At 50.1% G+C, this 19527-nt stretch carries 17 protein-coding genes; 2 read left to right on the top strand and 15 right to left on the bottom strand.

Annotated elements, in window-relative coordinates; all coding sequences use genetic code 11:
* Positions 1-369: 369 nt before the first annotated feature.
* Complete coding sequence (locus C9F13_RS01295; protein WP_108444434.1) at positions 370-1704, bottom strand: UDP-glucose dehydrogenase family protein; 1335 nt, start codon at positions 1702-1704, stop codon at positions 370-372.
* 998 nt (positions 1705-2702) lie between these two features.
* Between C9F13_RS01295 and C9F13_RS17745 the strand changes: the two genes are divergently transcribed.
* Positions 2703-2828 carry a hypothetical protein gene (locus C9F13_RS17745; protein WP_281261059.1) on the top strand — a complete coding sequence of 42 codons (126 nt, stop codon included), beginning with the start codon at positions 2703-2705 and terminating at the stop codon, positions 2826-2828.
* 27 nt (positions 2829-2855) lie between these two features.
* Complete coding sequence (locus C9F13_RS01300) at positions 2856-3587, top strand: lipopolysaccharide kinase InaA family protein (RefSeq protein ID WP_108444435.1); 732 nt, start codon at positions 2856-2858, stop codon at positions 3585-3587.
* 53 nt (positions 3588-3640) lie between these two features.
* Here C9F13_RS01300 and C9F13_RS01305 read toward each other — a convergent pair whose 3' ends face one another.
* The 14 genes from C9F13_RS01305 to C9F13_RS01360 form a co-directional block, all read right to left on the bottom strand.
* Positions 3641-4438 carry a hypothetical protein gene (locus C9F13_RS01305; RefSeq protein WP_245888674.1) on the bottom strand — a complete coding sequence of 266 codons (798 nt, stop codon included), beginning with the start codon at positions 4436-4438 and terminating at the stop codon, positions 3641-3643.
* A 126-nt stretch (positions 4439-4564) separates the two neighbouring features.
* Positions 4565-5827: an O-antigen ligase family protein gene (locus C9F13_RS01310; protein ID WP_108444437.1), complete on the bottom strand. Its 1263-nt coding sequence runs from the start codon at positions 5825-5827 to the stop codon at positions 4565-4567.
* 97 nt (positions 5828-5924) lie between these two features.
* Positions 5925-6188: a GDP-mannose 4,6-dehydratase gene (locus C9F13_RS17825; RefSeq protein WP_342747757.1), complete on the bottom strand. Its 264-nt coding sequence runs from the start codon at positions 6186-6188 to the stop codon at positions 5925-5927.
* Between the two features lie 277 nt (positions 6189-6465).
* Complete coding sequence (locus C9F13_RS17830; protein WP_342747758.1) at positions 6466-6861, bottom strand: NAD-dependent epimerase/dehydratase family protein; 396 nt, start codon at positions 6859-6861, stop codon at positions 6466-6468.
* A gap of 83 nt (positions 6862-6944) precedes the next feature.
* Complete coding sequence (locus C9F13_RS01320) at positions 6945-8327, bottom strand: undecaprenyl-phosphate glucose phosphotransferase (protein ID WP_108444438.1); 1383 nt, start codon at positions 8325-8327, stop codon at positions 6945-6947.
* A 14-nt stretch (positions 8328-8341) separates the two neighbouring features.
* On the bottom strand, positions 8342-9748 hold the full coding sequence (locus C9F13_RS01325) for a mannose-1-phosphate guanylyltransferase/mannose-6-phosphate isomerase (protein WP_108444439.1): 1407 nt from the start codon (positions 9746-9748) through the stop codon (positions 8342-8344).
* A 120-nt stretch (positions 9749-9868) separates the two neighbouring features.
* On the bottom strand, positions 9869-10666 hold the full coding sequence (locus C9F13_RS01330) for a WecB/TagA/CpsF family glycosyltransferase (RefSeq protein ID WP_157955141.1): 798 nt from the start codon (positions 10664-10666) through the stop codon (positions 9869-9871).
* A 7-nt stretch (positions 10667-10673) separates the two neighbouring features.
* Positions 10674-11447 carry a sulfotransferase gene (locus C9F13_RS01335; protein WP_108444441.1) on the bottom strand — a complete coding sequence of 258 codons (774 nt, stop codon included), beginning with the start codon at positions 11445-11447 and terminating at the stop codon, positions 10674-10676.
* Positions 11448-11462: 15 nt separating this feature from the next.
* The gene (locus C9F13_RS17850) at positions 11463-11978 is read right to left on the bottom strand and encodes an acyltransferase (RefSeq protein ID WP_108444442.1); all 516 of its coding nucleotides are present in this window, start codon (positions 11976-11978) and stop codon (positions 11463-11465) included.
* A gap of 1 nt (position 11979) precedes the next feature.
* Entirely contained in the window at positions 11980-12972 is a 993-nt protein-coding gene (locus C9F13_RS01345) for a glycosyltransferase family 4 protein (protein WP_108444443.1), read from the bottom strand.
* Positions 12973-14951: 1979 nt separating this feature from the next.
* A complete protein-coding gene (locus C9F13_RS17390) occupies positions 14952-16145 on the bottom strand; it encodes a hypothetical protein (RefSeq protein ID WP_157955142.1) in 1194 nt (397 codons plus the stop codon).
* 5 nt (positions 16146-16150) lie between these two features.
* A complete protein-coding gene (locus tag C9F13_RS01350) occupies positions 16151-16984 on the bottom strand; it encodes a sulfotransferase family protein (RefSeq protein ID WP_157955143.1) in 834 nt (277 codons plus the stop codon).
* Between the two features lie 360 nt (positions 16985-17344).
* Complete coding sequence (locus C9F13_RS01355; protein WP_157955144.1) at positions 17345-18712, bottom strand: lipopolysaccharide biosynthesis protein; 1368 nt, start codon at positions 18710-18712, stop codon at positions 17345-17347.
* 62 nt (positions 18713-18774) lie between these two features.
* Positions 18775-19509, bottom strand: a complete 735-nt coding sequence (locus C9F13_RS01360; protein WP_245888675.1) for a GumC domain-containing protein — start codon at positions 19507-19509, stop codon at positions 18775-18777.
* Between the last annotated feature and the right edge of the window lie 18 nt (positions 19510-19527).

The following is a 19527-nucleotide window of genomic DNA, read 5'->3' on the forward strand; positions in this document are numbered from 1 at the left end:
AGAGACTGATCGTGTACCAGGCAAGCCTCATGCTCTGTGCAAGATGCTGGCAAGAAAATGTATTAGCGACAAAAGCTTGGAAAGGGGACGGCGGGAAAGGGGGCAAGCAGGTGTATTGGCGAAAGAGGTATGGAGAGAGGGTTTGGGCGAGAGAGGAGTCGGCCAGAAGCGGCCTCTAATTAGGAGGGGTGTAACCGTGGACTCGAGGAGGGCCTGGCTCCCCCTGCCCCATCAGACGATACCCGCCGACCGTTCTGGCGGAGCGGTGCAAGGGAAGGAAGTAGGCGATGTCAGGCCTCGACGGCGACCTCGAGGCGTCGATGACGCCATCGGGACCAGCGGGGTGTGAGATATTCTAGGCCGTGATGGCTAGCTCAGCGAGTCCCCCCGCCCCACTGCGAAGTAGAGCAGCCCGGCTGCTTTCACCGTCTCCGGCTCGAAGAGGTTTCGGCCGTCGACCACTACCGGCATGCCCAGCTGCTGTTTCAGCCAGGTGAAGTCCAGGGTGCGGAACTCCTTCCACTCGGTGCAGATCACCAGGGCGTCGGCGCCCTTCACCGCCTGGATGCGATCGCCCACCAGCACCAGATCATCGCGCACGCCGTAGAGTCGGCGGCACTCCCGCATCGCCTCCGGATCGTAGGCCTGCACCCGGGCACCGACGTCCCACAGTGCCTCCATCAGGGTGCGACTCGGCGCGTCGCGCATGTCGTCGGTATTGGGCTTGAAGGCAAGGCCCCATAGCGCGATGGTCTTCCCCGCCAGATCGCCATCGAAGGCCTGTTTGAGCTTCGTGTAGAGCGTCTGTTTCTGGCGCTGGTTCACCGACTCGACGGCGGTGAGCAGCTCCGCCCGGTAGTCCACGTCGGCCGCGGTGCGTGCCAGCGCCTGCACGTCCTTGGGGAAGCAGGAGCCGCCATAGCCACAGCCCGGATAGATGAACTGGTAGCCGATGCGCGGATCCGAGCCGATTCCCCGGCGCACCTGTTCCACGTCGGCGCCCAGCCGCTCGGCCAGGTTCGCGATCTCATTCATGAAGCTGATCTTGGTCGCCAGCATGGCATTGGCGGCGTACTTGGTCAGCTCGGCGGCCCGAACATCCATGAACATCAGCTTTTCCTGCTGGCGGATATAGGGCGCGTAGCACTCACGTATCAGTCCCATGACCCGCTCGGAATCTGTGCCGACCACAATCCGCGCACCTTGGCTGAAGTCCTGGATCGCCGTGCCCTCCTTGAGAAACTCTGGATTAGAGCAGACATCGAAATCGACGTCCTTTCCCCGGGTCTCAAGGATCTGCGTCACCGACTGGCGAACGCGATCGGCGGTGCCGACAGGCACCGTCGACTTATCGACGATCACCTTGTACTCATTCATGTGACGGCCGATGGTCTCCGCCACCGCCAGCACGTACTTGAGATCGGCGCTACCATCCTCATCGGGGGGCGTGCCCACGGCGATGAACTGCAGGGTCCCAAAGGCCACCGCTTCTTCAGGATCGGTGGTGAAGCGCAGCCGTCCCGCCGCGGCGTTGGCCTGCACCATGGGCTCGAGCCCGGGCTCGTAGATGGGAATCTCACCGCCCTCGAGGCGGGCGATCTTGTCAGCATCCACGTCCACGCACAGCACGTCGTGGCCCACGTCGGCCAGGCAGGTGCCGGTAACCAAGCCCACGTACCCCGTTCCAAAAATGGTGATCTTCATTCCCTGTCTCCTGATCTGTCCCGGTGATCTGTTCTATCCGGTAGACGCTGTCGCCGCATTGTAAAGGTGTTTTGGGAGCAAAGCCGCCCTTGTCAGCTCGATGCTTCCATCAAGATAAAGCGCGAATGGTGTCAGACCGCTCTAAACCCCATAAACCCGCGATAGCACGTCACGATCCAGCTCATTTCTTCCTAACGCTGACCATAGTGGTATAGTCCGTTGGCTGGAATAGCACGTAGGCATCATTCAAGGCACGCGGCACGTTTCCCGGCTGCAGGGGCAAGCAGTCGCAGATCGCCGCACAGCCGGAAGCAACCTTTTCTAGCTCTAGTAGTATATCAATGGCACCAGACTGCCATGGCCGATATTGTAGGACGCATCGCATATAGCGCTCTGGAGCTGTCTGGCTCCGAGTCGCCGGCCTACCACTACAGATCGGTCCGGGAATAACATCAAGCACACATACGACGAACCCGACGATCTCGTCAATGTAGGAGGCGTTGCTGTTGACGTAGACTTGGGGGGCTCACGGGAGTAGAGAACACCCGCATGGGACGACAGATGAATCACCCGGTCGAAGCGGTGCTCGGCGAACGGTGCGGCCATCTACTCGCGATCGGCCAGGTCCAGCTATGAATCGCACATCTTTGTAACCGGCTAGATCGTCGAAGCGAGTCTACTTGAGCGAAATATCGTAATAGGCATTGAGGTTGTCGGTCCCGACGATCTCGTGCTGCTGCCCCGCCAGCCCCCGGCAACGGCATGGCCGATAAAACCGGCCATGCCGTAATGAAGAGCTTAATGGTGTTTTCTTTGAGGCACCGGCTGAACTGTAACGCAATCCTTCCCTGGACGCGCCCCAACCACTTATCACGAACATTGTGGTAAGCTTTCGAAGATTTTTTGCCGCAAGATCTCCATGGACATCAACGCTTCGCCTTCGTCATCGAGGACCTCTACAGCACAGCGGCGGCACTCAAAAATCGCTGCTATACACGGTGGATCAGCTGAGCCAGAGTGGCTACGACGTCATCGTCTTCATCCTGCGCGGGCGCATCGAGCACCGCCTGCTGATTTTGGCGTTCCTCAAGGAGAGCACTCTGCCTCTGTTCGAAACGCTCTGATCAAGGGCTTAGTTATTAGGACATGACGTGAAACTGCTGGATATCCCCTTCAATGACCGCCGCCGCCGCTACCTGGTCGTCCATCCGGATGGCCTTTCGAATCAGCTGGCGTTCTCGAGCACCACAACCACCCAGGCCTTCGAGGCCCTGGGCAGCAGTCGTTTCTTCGTCTCACAAGACCAGAAAATTCTCGCCAAAGTGGTACCGGACAAGTTCCCCCGACGCCAGGCCCCGTTGAAATGGCTGCTGAGGGACTACCTCGAGAAACGCTGGCTTGGCCAGACCGACGCACGAAAGGAATATCGAAGCCTGCAGGTTCTGCGTCGTGCCGGCCTGGCTACGCCCCGCTGCTACGGCTGGGGGGTATCGCTCAACCCCGGCAACCACAACGGCTCGCTTTTGTTGATGGAGCACGTGCAGAACGCACAACCGGGCGGCGAGGTCTTCAACAAACTCGACGAACAGGGCCGACTCGCCTTCCTGGAGCGCTTCTGTCTAGAGGTGGCCCGACTAGCCGGGGCAGGCTACGCACACCGCGATCTTCACTACGATAACCTGCTAATCGATAAAAACGGAGATATTCTCTGGATCGATACCCACGTACGCCGGCTACCAACGAAAAGCGCCGACCAGTGGCCGGCGCTGAAGCGTTCATTGACTGTGACCAAGCTACGGGGCGAAGCCTACCACTCCCTGGCAGAAACACGACTTCATGCTCTCTTCATTGGGGATGAGAGCGCGGCATCTCACCGCGGTTGAATCAGCATTCGGATATTGCTCGACCCCGGCCCGGCCTCTGGAGAAAACGCCAGCTACGTAGGGGAAGGATCCAACGGCCCGGGCTCGGTCTCGGGAAGACACTCGGCCAAACGAACCTTGACGCGCGTCAATGCTTCCTCCCCGGTAGCCCCCTGCGTGACGGTTTCCCACCATTCCCGGTGCACAGCCTTAACCGTCACCGGCACCGAAGGCAAACCCAACCTCTGCGCCATGGCAAGACGATGCAGGCCGCGGTTGATTTTGATCAGTCGCCCTTCACGACTAACCGCAACTCCGAGCTGATCCTTACCTCTACGGGCATCAAAGCCTCTCACCGCCATGTCATCGAGAAAGCTCAAATACACTCGCAAATAGGTGAGAATACGATTCTCTGAATCCAGCAGTATACCCTGCTGGTGTGAAGACCACGGACGGCCGGCATCCAGACGCGCTTTCAGTTCGCGAAACCGCTCTGTTCGGCGCAGGTCATCCCGGTGGTCGTCGAGATCGCTAATAAATCGGTAGCGTGATCCCTGACGAAGATCCCCCCGGCGGAGGTCCCACTCGCCATCCCATAAAAAGGCGGACGATGATGGCCGGCTTCTGTGCGCGTAGCCTCGCCAATCGGTGATACGGATAAGTTCGCACGGATCCACACGCAATATCAAGGCATCCCCCAGTCGCTCCTCAATCGCGCGCCGGGGCAATCCAAATTTTTCAAGAGTGCTGGTGCCAGGCAGGCCGGCCCGCCACCAACTCAACGCGATGCGTTCGAAAGGCATACCGACAACAGACTGAAACCCTGATCGTACGGCTACCTGACATTGCGCACGGCGGATGGGCCAGTGCATGCGTGAATCATACAAAGGCGCAAACGCCGCATCACCCGCCGGGGCGAGCGGTACGGTCGAGGTTGATCGGCGATTCCTCTTCATTCCTCAAGCCACCAAGATCCACTCCGCTGGTCCCGTAAGCCCTTAGACACTCGATTTCCGCGACTCATGCGCCCTCATCGTCCCGTAAAGGACAACCAACCAGAAGGCGAACATCATCACCCCACTGTTATGCGCCAAAAAGACCTGGGAGAGCCCGAAGTCAATATACGCCACCGACAACAGCACTCCTGCCACGGCCAGGGATCGCTGCTGCAGATCCCGAGTGGCGAAGCGTTTCGCAAACAACTTCATGGGTACGAGATAAAGCGCAAGCAGCACCACTAAGCCTATGATCCCGCGCTTGGCGAAGGCATCGATGAACTCGTTATGGGCATGACCATATCTGAGTACACCCGAATCAATTACTCCGGCCTCGGCCAGCGCCTGCATGCCCTGCTCATAACCGTTGTCGCCCCAGCCCGTTAACGGCTTCTCAAGAATAAGCTGTGTCGCCCCCTTCCACATCTCGAAGCGAGCACCAACCGAACTGGTTTGGCTTTCGCCGGAGGCGTAGCGAGAGACATCGTCAAAGGCTTGATGCACGCGAGACTGCACCCCCGTCTGCGGCAACGCATACGCTAGCGAGGCCATAACCAAGACTGCCATTACTGCGCCCACCTTAAGCAGGGCCGGCAATTCGCGCCCGTATCCGCGATAGAGCACCAACAGCACGAAGGGGAAGCCAATCCAGCCACCACGGCTGCCGGAGAAGAGCGAGCCCAGGATCCCCATGAGCGCCCCTATCAGCAAGAATACCAACCAGGCTTTCCGGCGAGGCTGTTCCATGGCCCAACCCAGCCCAGCCAGGCAGAAAATACCCAACAGCATGCTCAGGTTACCGAACTGGATGACATGGGTATGGCCCGACGCGCGCCAAGCTCCCTCGACGAGCTTCTGCCAACTGGCCCAACCGCCTGCCCCAATGGCTCCGATGGCCAGCCCGCTCCACATCCACGCCAAGCGTGGCGGATAGGCCATGACCAGAAGCATCGCGGGGACAGACAGCAGAAAGCGAATCGGCTTGTCGATCCCGCTGGTTCCCTGCCCATCCCACCAGGCTTCGAATACGCCGATGGCGGTATAAGCTGACAGGGCTGCAATTACCAACCAGTCCTGTCTCGTCAAGCCGAGCACCGGTCGCTTAAACAACAACACCGAACTGCCGAGGAGCAACATCACCGCCCCCAGCGAATACCCCGAGGGCACGATCAGGGCAATAGCTCCGAGCAAGAAGACGGCCAAGCTAGTGTAGAGTCGCAACGGCGAACTTGCTACGGAAGTGATGGAATGGGTCATGATCGGCATGAATCTAATTTGTCCTGAGAAAATACCAGGCCATATACGCGAATGACCGGCACGAAGGCCAGTCATTCTAGCACAGAGCAAACAGGGGAGCGGAAGCTCAGCTGTCGAAGCCGTGTGGATTCAAGGATTGCCAGCGCCAGGTATCGGCCATCATCTCTTCAAGGCCACGCTCCGCGCGCCACCCGAGTTCACGCTCCGCCTTGCCAGCATCCGTCCAGAAGGCAGGCAAGTCGCCATGACGCCGCGGCGCAAAGCGATAAGGCACCGCGACGCTGGTAGAGGCCATGAAAGCAGTGACCATAGCGAGAACCGATACACCCTTGCCCAGTGCCCAGGTTGAAGCAACTGACACTTGGCTCATCAAGTGCCCTCAGGACCTTGAGGTGGCCAACAGCCAGGTCGACTACCTGTAGGTAATCGTGCTCGCAGGTGTCATCGACGGTGGGATAATCATTGCCGAAGATTGAAAGCACCGGCAACCGCCCCACCGCCACTTGGCTAATATTGGGCATCAAGTTGCTGGGAATGCCGCACGGATCCTCACCGATTAGCCCAGAGGAATGTGCACCAATGGGATTGAAGCAGCGCAGCAGGGCCACGGACCAGAGCGAGTCGGCGGCGCACAGGTCCTCCAACACCTACTCGACCATGGCCCTGGAAGTATCGTAGGGGCTCGACGTCCTGCCTCGGGGCATCGACTCCACATAGGGAACCGGCTCCTCTTCTCCGTAGACAGTGGCCGAAGAACAGAACACCAGACACCGCACTCCAGCCGCTTCCATTGCTTGGCACAACACTAGCGTGCCATGAACGTTGTTCTCATAGTAGGCGAGAGGTCGATCGACACTTTCACCCACCGGCTTGAGCCCAGCAAAGCGAATCACCGCCTCGATAGCATGCTTGACAAACACCGTATCGAGTAAGGCTCGATCCCGGATGTATCCTTTCAAGAGGGTGACGTTCTTCCCAGTTATTGCTTCTACTCGCCGCAGAGCCAATTCGGAGCCATTGCAGAGATTGTCAATCACAACCACCTCGTGTCCAGCATTCAGCAGCTCAACTACTGTATGAGAACAGATATATCCCGCCCCCCGTTACTAAGGTCGTCATTCGCCCCTCAATACGCGTTCTTGTTGATAAAGCCTTTGAACACCGTCAACAGGATAATCCGCAGATCCAGCCAGACCGACCAGTTGTCGATGTACCACAAGTCATACTCAACCCGCTTTTCCATCTTTTCCAAGGTATCCGTCTCACCACGCAGGCCATTGACTTGGGCCCAGCCGGTAATGCCCGGCTTGACCTTGTGGCGGCGCATGTAGGATTCCACCAGCTCCTTATATTGCTCGTTGTGCGCCAAAGCATGCGGTCGTGGACCCACAATGGACATACGCCCCTGCAACACGTTGTAGAACTGGGGCAGTTCGTCCAGAGAAGTCCGACGCAGGAAGGCGCCAAACGAGGTGATACGCGGATCGGTCTTGGTGGCTTGGGTTACTTGGCCGTTCTTTTCCTGATGCAGCTTCATCGAACGGAACTTGTAGACTTTGAACTGCTTACCATTAGCTCCGGTGCGATATTGCTTGAACAGCACCGGACCGGTCGAGTTGATCTTGATTGCGATAGCGATGACGATACAGACTGGCAGGACAAGTATACTGATCATGCCACCGACCACGATGTCTTCGAGTCGCTTGATCACCCTGGCCATTCCATTCATGGGTGTCACGCTCAAGTCGATAGCATAGTGACCCGCCACTTCACTCACCCGATGGTTCAACAGATGCATGTCACGAAAGTCGGGTATGAGACGCACCTCCGCAGTATGGTTGCGCAGTACATAGAAGATAGAACGCACGATACTGCCCATCTCCAAGGGCACACAGATCCACACCTCCCGAGCCTCGCAATCTGTAACTCGTCTGGCCATACGTTCGAGCCAGGCATCACCCACACTTCCACTTATGCGTTCAACACCAGCAATGGAGTAGCCTTCGCCTGGTGAGGCCCGCATGCCCTTGGCAACATTCACCAAATGATGTCCCGGCCCCACCAAGAATACTGAGCGACGCGCCCTCCCCTTCAAACGAGCCCCGCGTAGTACGAGTTGCACTGCCACACGAGCACCACCAGCGATGGCAAAAGATAGCAGTAATGTACCACCCACCCACAGACGTGAGTAGCGCTGCGCCGCATGGGAAAAATAGATGATCGACGTAGCCAGCAGTGCCACAACCAGCCAGACTAGGAGCAAACGACCCAGCAATGTAGAAATAGTGGTGATACGCCAACGGGTATAACCGCCAAGCACAGTATTGAGCATCACTACTAGCAAAGCTATGATGGCCATAGCCAGCACAAAACGTTCTGGCAACTGGAAATGTTCGAAACGCCACCAGTGCGCAAGCAACCCACCCATGACAATGGAAAATGCATCAACGAAAGGAATAATCAACTGGGCTGGGTAACGTTCGGCAAGACCTGTAGTATTATGAAACATTTAAGTCAGCCTATTTAGCAGCGCCCATATTGATCTTTCAATCGAACGATATCATCCTCTCCCAGATACGAGCCAGACTGTACTTCAATCAGCTCAAGAGTAATCACACCAGGATTTTCCAAGGAATGAACCTGGCCGATTGGGATATAGGTCGACTCGTTCTCGCTGATAAGGGAGGTCTTGTCACCAATGGTGACTTTGGCCGTCCCCGAGACCACCACCCAGTGCTCCGCGCGGTGGTGATGCATCTGTACCGAGAGCTTGGCGCCGGGCTTCACAGTTATGCGCTTAACCTGATAGCGCTCGCCGTTGTCGATACTGTCGTAGACGCCCCAAGGGCGATAAACCTCGCGATGATTCGACTGCTCGCTGCGGCCTTCCGCCTTGAGTCGCTCTACGATCTGCTTGACCTCCTGCACCCGATTTTTGTGGGCCACCAGCACCGAATCTTTGGTCTCTACCACCACCAGATCCTCGACGCCCACCGTAGCCACCAGGCGATGGTCGGCATGCACTAGCAGATTATGGCTGTCGTAAAGCATCACATCACCGTGACAGGCATTGCCCTGGGCATCACGCTCGCTGACCTCCCACAGCGCCGACCAGGAGCCTATATCGCTCCAGCCAGCGTCCAGCGGTACCACGCTGACGCGTTCGGTACGCTCCATCACCGCATAGTCCACGGACTCGGCCGGGCAGGCCTTGAAGGCCTCGGCGTCGAGCCGCGTGAAGTCGAGATCCTCGCTGGCACCGCCCAAGGCAGCGCGACAGGCCTTGACCATGGCCGGTTGGAAGCACTCTAGTTCTTCGAGGTAGCGTTTGGCCGAGAACAGGAACATGCCGCTGTTCCAGTAATAACCACCGACTGCCAAATATTCTTCGGCCGTGATGGCATCGGGCTTCTCGACGAAGCGCTTAACCTGAAAGCCGAATTCGCCCTGCCCCTCGCCACGCTGGATATAGCCGTAGCCGGTCTCGGCATGGGTGGGCACCACGCCGAAGGTTACCAATTGTCCCTGTTCGGCGAGCCGACGGGCATGACCCACACTCACGTGAAACTTCGCCACATCGCGAATTAGATGATCGGCGGCTAGTACCAGCAGCAACGCCTCGGGCTCAACTTCCATCGCCTGCAGTGCCGCCAAAGCGATGGCCGGAGCGGTATTGCGCCCTTCCGGCTCAAGCAGGATACGCGCATCGTTGATGCCTTGCTGGCGCAACTGTTCGGCCACCAGGAAGCGATGTTCCTCATTGCAAATCAACAGCGGTGCGTGGTGCTCGATCGGCGACAGTCGCTTGAGCGTCTCCTGCAGCATGGTTCCCACGCCAGTAAGCGGCAGGAACTGCTTGGGGCGCAACTGGCGCGACAGTGGCCAAAGGCGTGATCCAGAGCCTCCAGCAAGAATCACAGGATAAAGCATATCGAAAGTCACTCCAGCTATTTATAAAACACAAAGGGAGTTAGCTAAAAACGTAGTATACAGAAAACAAAATTCAAATAAATATTATTAACAACGCAGCCGGCACACCGAAATAAATAATCAATGAGAACCGGATTTTGGCACACCAGGTTCCTTTGAAGGCTTAAAATTAGAAGTAAACATCAATGGAAAAATCTTGAAATTACTTAAATATCTTTTCCATAGCCTTCTAGGGTTTCTAAAGAGTCTGTACAACCACTCAAGCCTCATTGACTTTACTATTCTTGGAGCCCGCTTTTCATGTCCAGTTAAGAAAAGTATTGACGCACCCACACAAAGGCACAAAGCTCCAATGCCGCCTTGCTGTTTAAGCTTATATGCGAGCTGTTCTTGCTGAGGAGAACCGACAGCCAAAAAAATAACATCAGGCTTAACGCCCAATACAAAATCAATGCATTCGTTAGTTTCTTTCACAGAGTTGATAAACCCCATTGGGGGATTGTGGTGGAAAAGGCTCTGAAAATGGAATCGCCTTTTAAACTCTGAAACAACATCTTGTGAGCCACCTATCACCGCAACCTTTCGGCTCAAAAAAAATTTATCGTTCACTAACGATGCAACTATCTCACTTCCTGGGAACACACATGGTGCTTCGTGCCCTCTTATTTTAACCAAAAACTCTAAAACACGACTATCACAAACACTAAGCCAAGCCGAATTGTATACTTCCCTAAGAGAGGGGTCTTTATTTACCCTTAGAACATGATCAACATTTGGAGTAATCACCACATCAACACACGTACCTCCGTCTTCAATACGTTTAAGGATACAAGCGACAAGGCCATTCTTATCAACATAATCAAAGGGGGTGTTAAGAATGAACTTACGCCGCGAAGCAAAATTTTCTACATCAAACATAGCAGCATCACTTATTAATAGCCAAAGTATCATTGAGGCGAATACGATTCCCCTCGAAAACATTACCCGTGCTAAGAGCCCCCCCTTGGATAAGATTGTCAATCAAAATCGGATCAGGATCAACTCCAAGCTCTTCAAGAATACTTGCAATAGTATCAGAAGGACTATGAACAAGATCCTCATAATTAACAACACATTTATGATTGCGATGTAACCCATAGGCGATGCCACACATCCAACCATTTATTATATGATAAGCTTTAGCGCTAGCTTTTGACTTTGAAGGCTGCTCCAAACCTTTCCTAGAAAATGACTTTAATACATCTCTTCGATTTCTCTTCAAATATACTAATCTAACATCATCAAAAACCATGGACAAAAGCATAGCTCGGGCAGGATACTTAGAAGAATCAACAACCATGCTCTTACTACTACCAATATAATCAAAAAACGACTTAAAAAACCCTCTCCAAAGCCTGCAGTAACTTTTCGGGACCCAATTAAAAAGCCTTAAAAAAAGGACAAGTGGGTAACTTGTATGGTACTCTAGCGCGGCGCATTTTTCTATAGACTTATTTTCTTTTAGCTGTTTACTCAAGCCTGCATAAAACTCTCTCCAAAAAACATAAACATTATCATTTTTATCCCTAGATGGTGGCTTTCCTTCGAATACAAAAAACTTCCTAACCTCTCCAACGCTGAATGCTTCCTTATGGTTTCCAATTACTATATCAAGCAGAGTAGTACCACTGCGGCCGGCACCCATTATGTAAATGATCACAAAAAATCCTCGCCATCAACCAAGTCTATTGTAAATAACTTTCGCAGGGACTCCTCCTACAACTGCATACGCTTCAACGTCTTTTGTAACAACCGAACCAGCACCAACAATAGCCCCCTTACCTAATTTCACCCCAGGCAGTATAATAGCATTTCGCCCTATCCAAACATCGTCTTCAACTTTAACTAAATTTCCTTTAACCTTCCCTTGATCTTTAATCGGAATATCCACTCGATCAAACTTATGCATGTTAGATAATAATGATGCATTCGGTGCAATCATCACATCTTTCCCAATAACAGCACCTTGAATAAATACACCTTCATTAATCTGGCAACCTTTACCAATGGTAACCTTAGTGCCATCACCTAGATATACTTTAGGCTCGATAACAGAATTAGACATGTCTTCCAAAACACCTAGTACATGCACCGCATACCAGACTCGCACTTTAGAGAAAGCTTTAAAGTATCTAGAGTGTGGCAGGTTTTGAACTATGGCATAATATAATATTAATTTAATTTTTCCCATGTCAGCTTGCCTTATAAATGTTTATTAATTCCCGACAAACGTTATCAAGCGAGTAGGTCCTCTCTGAAAAAATACAGGATCTCTTATACTTCTCATATTCGTGCGCAGGCATTAACATAGCCTTTCGCATATAGAAAAAAAGATTCACGCTATTAAGATCCGAAACCAGCAAAGAGTTCTTCCCTATATCAACCTGATCTTTGACCCCTAAAATACCGGAGGCAATTACTGGTGTACCACAATATAGCGCTTCACTCACAGCCAGTCCAAAAGAATCGCCTCGGGATGGAAAAACAAGCCACTTGGACTTATTAAGCAAATAACTTATACGTTCTTGACTAACGTCCTTGAAAAGGTCAAATGAATGCCCACACAACTCTTCTTTTAACTGTTGCTCTAGAGGACCGCTTCCGACAATGCATATTTTTACATCACCCGGATTGAATTTTTTCACGGCTTTTACAAAAATATCAAAACCCTTTACCTTATAGAAGGAGCCAACAAAAATAAAATCATATTTTTTCTCCCTTAAACCTTGGTGAAAAAATACAGCTTGATCAATCCCCGCAGGAAGGCGTTTTATGCAAACATTATATTTTTTTAAAGAAGAGACATAAACCTTCTGCCCAGATCCGACGTATATAGCTGTATCACTATATGATGCAAGCCAACGATATAAAAGATTATCAAGTCGAGTCTCATCACCACCATGAAATGTTATTATAATACGACACTTCCAATGAAAAAGCTTATAAGCTAAAGCTAGAAAATAGTGAGGACCGAAATAATGCACATGGACAACCGTGTACTTTTTGAAAAAGAATTTACAGAAACCTAAGAAAAATAAAACATACTTAACCAAAGAACCAGCTTTATTTGTAAAGCTTCTCTCCATATAATATATTTCTACGCCACCTTTCATTTTATCTAGAAGATGATAATATTGATTTTTTACAAACACACCGCTATACGGCTTAGCACGTGACGGGTACATGTTAGATATGATTAGCACTCTATCTTTCACAAGAAACCTTATTCAATTAATTACAAAAAGAAACGTCAAAGCTACACTTCTTACAAAAACCTTAACTCACACCTCAAGCTTAACAAAATAAAACACAACAACTGGTTACCATCAAAAAATAATATTCTGAATAAACGCTCGGCATCATACACCATTAGAGCAAGAGACTTCCTCCGCAATATACCTTAAATGAAATTATGTACACAGATCTTATGTACCGATTAGCAGCAGATTACCAAAGCATCTAACCAACTTCAGAACTGCTGACCGTGGGACGGCTCTAACTATGTTCTGTCTAAAAAGTCAGCACGCAAACAACGTTCTATGAAGGCCAGGCATACCATCCCCGGAAGCTGCTAGCGAGCTTGTCATAACGCTTGCAGACACGGCTCAGCTCCTTGAGCCAGCCGATACAACGCTTGATGAGGTTCAGCGGGGTTTGTCAAAGCCTCGGGGCGCCCCGGGACACTGCTTTTGGTGCATCTTGCGTTTGGCGATGATCGGTTTCATCCGATGGTGATCGCAGTACCGGCGGAGAGGATCACTGTCATAGCCCTTGTCAGCCACGATGTATCGGCACCGCTTACGTGGCCGTCCCACCGGCCCGGGCAGGTGGACGTGTTCCATATAGTGGTAACAAAAGTGGCGGGTATCCGAATCCTGCCCGGTGACACGGTAAATGTGAGTGGCCAGCCATGTCGGTCGCAGACCAAGTGGATCTTGGTGGTCAGGCTGCCTCGGCTGCGTCCCAGCGCATGGTCTATGGGTTCTTTCGATCCCCTTTTTTGCCGCCTCCCGAGGCAGCGCGCGTGGCCAGGATCGACGTGGAATCTATCATCCAGATATCCAGATCCATCAGCCCGGCTTCACGCAGCTTGAGATGGAGCCGCTACATGCCAGAGTGCTACGGCCAGTGAAAGACCGTCTATGACAGTTTTGTCAGTAGCGCAATGACGGCTCCTCTGAGGCCACCGTGGCAAGCCTCCAACTCCGCTTACGTGAAGATGGCCAGATGGACCTAGTAATAATTCGAGATTTATTTGTGTCACTGGGGTAGGATTTGGATCCCCGTCACTACGTCCCACCATGGAGCACATTCACCGGGCTGGGCTTGTGGGTAGGCGACGTAAGCGTTGCCGCCATCGTGGTAGTCAAGATCTACGACAGTGATCTCCTCCGTCAGTACTGCGTTTGTCATAGGATGAAGCTGATTATTGTTTGGCGCAAAATGCACACAAAGTCATGTCTAAGGAAGACCGGAGTTTTTAACAAACCGTGCTACCGTGCAAGGAAGGTCATCTTGCGATGCATTGGCTGGAAAAAGTAGCTATGCCGTATCTGCACACGTTACGACAAGCTCGCCAGAAGCTTCTGTGCAATAGTATACCTGACCTGCATAGAACGTTGTTTTCGTACGGACTTTTTAGACAGAACCTAGTGATCTGACAGCTATAGTAACTTGGCATCCGCGAAAAGATTCAAGAAAATTTTATATGGGAATTTGCGCTGATAACAACAGGGACATTTCACCCTGTGCGAAAGTGCCACGCCATAATCGATCATTACCCAACATTTATCGGCTATCTCATGGCACCCTGCAACGGGGCATTCTTAATATTAAGTATAGTCAAACTTATAGGATATATATTAAGCAGAACCCTAATGCAGAAGACAACAAGTCACTATAATACTTATTATAGCATAGCTATTTTTTAGAAACACCAACCCCCAGTTTTAAGTTGCGGCAGCAAGGGTATTACCTGCATGTAGTGGCGGATAAAGTCTGCAACAATGATGAGCTATTCCACCATCAGATAACATCGTTAGCATCGATACGAAAAGCACATGGATCTAAAAAAATTGTCGTCTTTGGAAAATCACATATCAATTAAAGTGCAAACATCTCTCAACAGATGAAAAGCAAAATAAATACTTTATGAGAATTTTTGTCAAGCGCCACTACACTTAAAATCATTGTTTAATTTTACATCTTGGCGGCTTGATCTTACGTAAAGATTGGCGATCAGTCCAAAATAAAGTGAAAAAAGTGCTGACTGAACTACATGTCCAGCAAAAAAGCTTATTACAAATATCAAAATAATAACGCAAAAAAAATAACGCGAATCAGGACTGTTGATTCTAAAATTAATCAGAACATACACCATGTAAAACAAGTATATGGAAAAACCTAAGAGACCAAACCCTTGTACCAAATCAAAAAAATTGTTTTCAGGCAAACCTGTCCAGCCTTCCCCCAATAAAAGCTTCACAGGATCTGATGATATATCTACAAACCATGCTTCTATTGCTTTCCACCTCTTCACTCCCCCCAGGAAATAAATAACCCCATATTCATTATAAAAGTACGACCACCTAGATATGGATGGACCTAAAAAGCTGGCGATAAACGAAGAAAAAAATAAAGCGAAGGGGAAGCAAACTAAAATCACTATGTAAGCATAGACTCTTTTCATTTTAAAAATAAAGTATATAAAAAGAACTAGAAAAACTCCAAATATAGCTGTTTTAGACATTAGCGCGATTGAGGCAGCAAAAAAAGCGGTAATACCTCCAAGAAAAAACAGCAACTTCCCACTAAAAAAGTATAGATAGAGTGAAAAAAGGGCGATCAATGTCACACCAACTTCATTCCCAGCAAATATAAAACCTGTCCCGCCGAGTAGAGCTTCTTTTTCTACGCCATAATTCGAGAAGCCGATATCGAAAAAGTATAAAAACTGGTTAGCTAACAGAGCTGCAGCCCCAACCATTACAACGTTCTTCAACAATGAATAGGAGATCAACTCTAAATCCATAAGTCTGTTAATTGCTGAAAACCATAGCAGCGGAAGCAGCAGCTTTGTTGAAATCAAGAAGCTGTCGTAATTATCGTAAAACGCCAAATGAACAGAAGATAGCGACACTAAAAAACATGACAAAACAAGTATTAAAATCGAAGACTTGTTTAATTTCGCCTGTCTAAAGCAGAACCATAGTAAAACAAGAAAAAACACGCCTCTAACAATCAAAGTGAACTTGGGAAACCCTAAATACTCTCTAAAAACACCACCTAAAATATCAATAAAAACCCAAACCAAAGCTAGACAATAAATTATTGTTGATTTTTTCAATATGAGCGCCATGAGCTTTATTTAACCCCATAGTATTGCTCTAGTTTTTCCCTTGAGGCTCTACTAAGCATAGGTTTATTACCTTCAACTCTATTCACCTTAACTAGGCATTTGCGTATGTATGACCTCATAGGAAAAGGAATAATTCTACCAAACTTCTTAACCATATCATATCTAGGACTATACCCATGTAAAAATTGACTAACGAACCTAATTCTCACCCCGCCTTTTGTTGAGTTCTCCTTATTAAATCTAGGCACGAAAGAACTATCTACACCGATAAAGCAGCACAAGTTTTGAAAAACCTCTGCGGGTTGATTTATCATTTTTTCAAAATCAACCACTTCCACATTATTCTCAGAAAACTCACGCCTTAAAACCTGAACTTGTTTTGTATAATCTCCATGTTTGAGGTAGTCTGCCCACAAACTATCCTTTTGCTCGTACCTTCCTCCTTTCAACTCATAATCCAATGCCTCATCAAAACTTCTGTTTTCAAGACCTCTTTCTACAGCATGACAGTATGCGGAAAAAGCCCTATCAACTGGATTTCTTTTTATCATTATAACTTTGGCTAAAGGAAACTCCTCTTTCAATTTATAGATATTTTCATCACGGTATGAAATATTTGCATCTGCCCCAAGTGTTTTTTTTCCGTCAACTGACCTATGGACTTTATTAAATACTTCTCTACCCCTACGGTACACTTCTTCGTCTGAGAAATATGGATAATCTTTCGCATTCACTGATGCTGAAATACTAGGATGCTGTGATAGCCAATCATAGATTGTGGTTGTACCAGCCTTTTGAGCCCCAACAATGAATACATGCTTGCAGCCATTATTAAACAAATCTCGTACACCTCTTATTAAAGCTTCAAATGAAAATAAATCTTTCTCGGTTATCGACGGCTTGATGGGATTGTTGCTACCGCAATGTGGAAAAACAGTGGAGCTGCTCGACTCGGGGTTATCAAGAGCAATAAATTGTAGCCGAAATTATAAATAAAAGCTTTATTATATACATCAACTGATCATGACCCCACTCTCAAATCTTTGAGGAATTATGTAATGATTTCACCCACTCCAGTACTTGTTATTTACGTTTCTTACATACCGATAAAGGCGCCTTCATCACTTTCTTATCTTGCAGATCTTTTTTCAGGCCAGCTTATAATAAATTATCACACCACTAGCAGGAACCGAATTCAGTCAAATGGATTCTCGCTCTGTTGATATGCCGAGTAATTTAAACAGATTCGGTAATGGAAGCATCCAAATACCCAGCCGTCGCCAAGCAAAGAACAACGCAGTCAGGTTTTGTAATACCAACACTGTCGCAAATGAAAAGGCCGCGCCGACAATGCCAAACTGGGAAGTCATAATTAAAAGCAATAACAAACCAAGCGCATTACACAAAAGGGAAATATTGCGCATCAGAGCCTCATGGCCAGTCATGTTGAGCAGAAATCCAACGGAGCCAGTAGATACATTCACAAGTTGAGCGCAGGCGAGAATTTGTAGTATGAAGCTCGCACCAGAGAAGCCTTCTCCCATCAAGCCTAATACCCAAGATGGGTAACACAAACATATTATTAATAACGGAAAAGCCAACAGCGAAGCAAACAGCGAACTTTTCTTCGCAAGTCTATTAAGACCAAAATAATCTCCTTTATAAAACAGCTTAGCAAAACGTGGTGGGAAAACAGCATTAATCACTAACAGTATAAAGCTTATAAGAAAAGCTATACGTTCGGCAGAGCGAAAAAGCCCAAGTTCATCACTGGATAGCAGCCAACCAGCGATCATGATCCCCACTACCTGCTGCATGAACTGGGCCAGGCTCAAAAAGAAGAAGGCCTGGGATGAAGAGCGGAATTCTTTTCGCGAAATTAACTCGCCAATCACCTTCCATTTTTGCCTAACAAGCCAATGTCTTGCCTGCCAGAAGCCCTGCCCTAGCACCAACCAGGCCGCAAGGGCAAAAGCCCAGCCGGCTTGAAGAATTCCGGAATCAGGCCACATCAGGTTCATGCTTAGCAGCAAGAGAGTAGCGATCAAGGATATACTGCCGTTTTCCAATAAACAGGCGGTGGCAGGCTTGTTCACCCCTTTCATAAACCCTCCCAGCACGAAAGCCAGGGTAAAGGCGGGAATAGCCACAGCGATGCCCGGCAGGACACTCGCCAGCTCCGGAGACGAGAAAAGTCTTTCCAATGGCGACCGTAATAGGTAAATCGCAACAGCCGCCAACAGGCTCAGCCATAAAGATCGCATCAACGCCCAGCGCAGGTATGTCTTTACATGAACGCAGTGAGGCTCCTGTCCCACGAAGCGCATCAAAGCGTTATCCATACCATACTTGGCCATAATCCCGGCACCGAGGTATAGGCTTTGAGCAAGCGCAAAGAGTCCGACTCCGTTGGGGCCATAGAGGCGCCCCAACACCACTACTAACAGCAGCCCACCCAGCGCTGAGACACCACGAGCAATGAAGGTTCGCAACAAGGCTAGGCCCAGTTCGCTCCGGAACTGCTTGGCCGTCCTGCTAAGCATTTTTTTCAACAAAGAATTAAACACTCTTAATTACTAAGCAACAAAAACTTAACATCCATTTTTTTTCACTTAGCAGTCCTGAAACATCAAAGCGTGCCATTTGTCGTCTCATCCTTGAGACTCGCGCACACTAGGCTGGCAAATTCCAAAACGAATACGCCAATCACGGCCAGCATGCCACCGAGCACGATGCCCAACGCTAGAATCAGGCTACGGCTGGTGCCCACAGGTTCAAGGCTTTGTAGCGCTATCTGGCTAGCTTCACCATTCCTCAGCTCGGAAAGGCTGGCCTCAAGGTCGGCGATGCGGGAGGTATAGGTTGCGATCAGTTCCCCAGTATTGGAGCTATCGGTTCCACGCACGGCCTCTAGCGCCTCGCGACTACTTTCCAGCTGCCGCTCCAGGGATTCACGGCGATGCTCCACCAAAGCTTGTTGGGATTGCTGCAAGCTTTCCAAGACCTGGGCATGCAGTGTCTCCACCTGACTGGCATGGTTCGGGCTGGCTTCGCTGGCCAGCATGATCAGAAAAGTGTCAGAAGGTTGGTTGACCTGAACCTCAAACGGAAGGTACTCCCAACCCTGATCTTCAAGCAGTTTTCGTATGTGCGGCCCTAGGTAAAGGTTACGCACTTTAGCGACGAGCGACGATGGTGACTCCAATGCCTCAGACGGTGCATTTTCGGCGACATTGTAGACCGACACATACTGGTAACTGCGCGGCAACAGCAACACGTAGATGAGAGAGGCAGCAACCACCAGTGCAAAGATGGTGACCAGCGCCTTCCAGCGCCGGACCAGGATCTTGGCCAAATCAACCATAGATATCTCATCGTCGGC

The organism is Halomonas denitrificans (genome assembly GCF_003056305.1).
GTDB classification, from domain to species: Bacteria; Pseudomonadota; Gammaproteobacteria; order Pseudomonadales; family Halomonadaceae; genus Halomonas; species Halomonas denitrificans.

What these genes read in the sequence shown, in the direction of transcription:
- C9F13_RS01295 (WP_108444434.1), bottom strand. Translation starts at nt 1,704, where the DNA reads ATGAAGATCACCATTTTTGGAACGGGGTACGTGGGCTTGGTTACCGGC.
- C9F13_RS01305 (WP_245888674.1), bottom strand. Translation starts at nt 4,438, where the DNA reads ATGCACTGGCCCATCCGCCGTGCGCAATGTCAGGTAGCCGTACGATCA.
- C9F13_RS01310 (WP_108444437.1), bottom strand. Translation starts at nt 5,827, where the DNA reads ATGCCGATCATGACCCATTCCATCACTTCCGTAGCAAGTTCGCCGTTG.
- C9F13_RS17825 (WP_342747757.1), bottom strand. Translation starts at nt 6,188, where the DNA reads ATGAGCCAAGTGTCAGTTGCTTCAACCTGGGCACTGGGCAAGGGTGTA.
- C9F13_RS01320 (WP_108444438.1), bottom strand. Translation starts at nt 8,327, where the DNA reads ATGTTTCATAATACTACAGGTCTTGCCGAACGTTACCCAGCCCAGTTG.
- C9F13_RS01325 (WP_108444439.1), bottom strand. Translation starts at nt 9,748, where the DNA reads ATGCTTTATCCTGTGATTCTTGCTGGAGGCTCTGGATCACGCCTTTGG.
- C9F13_RS01330 (WP_157955141.1), bottom strand. Translation starts at nt 10,666, where the DNA reads ATGTTTGATGTAGAAAATTTTGCTTCGCGGCGTAAGTTCATTCTTAAC.
- C9F13_RS17850 (WP_108444442.1), bottom strand. Translation starts at nt 11,978, where the DNA reads ATGGGAAAAATTAAATTAATATTATATTATGCCATAGTTCAAAACCTG.
- C9F13_RS01345 (WP_108444443.1), bottom strand. Translation starts at nt 12,972, where the DNA reads ATGTACCCGTCACGTGCTAAGCCGTATAGCGGTGTGTTTGTAAAAAAT.
- C9F13_RS17390 (WP_157955142.1), bottom strand. Translation starts at nt 16,145, where the DNA reads ATGGCGCTCATATTGAAAAAATCAACAATAATTTATTGTCTAGCTTTG.
- C9F13_RS01360 (WP_245888675.1), bottom strand. Translation starts at nt 19,509, where the DNA reads ATGGTTGATTTGGCCAAGATCCTGGTCCGGCGCTGGAAGGCGCTGGTC.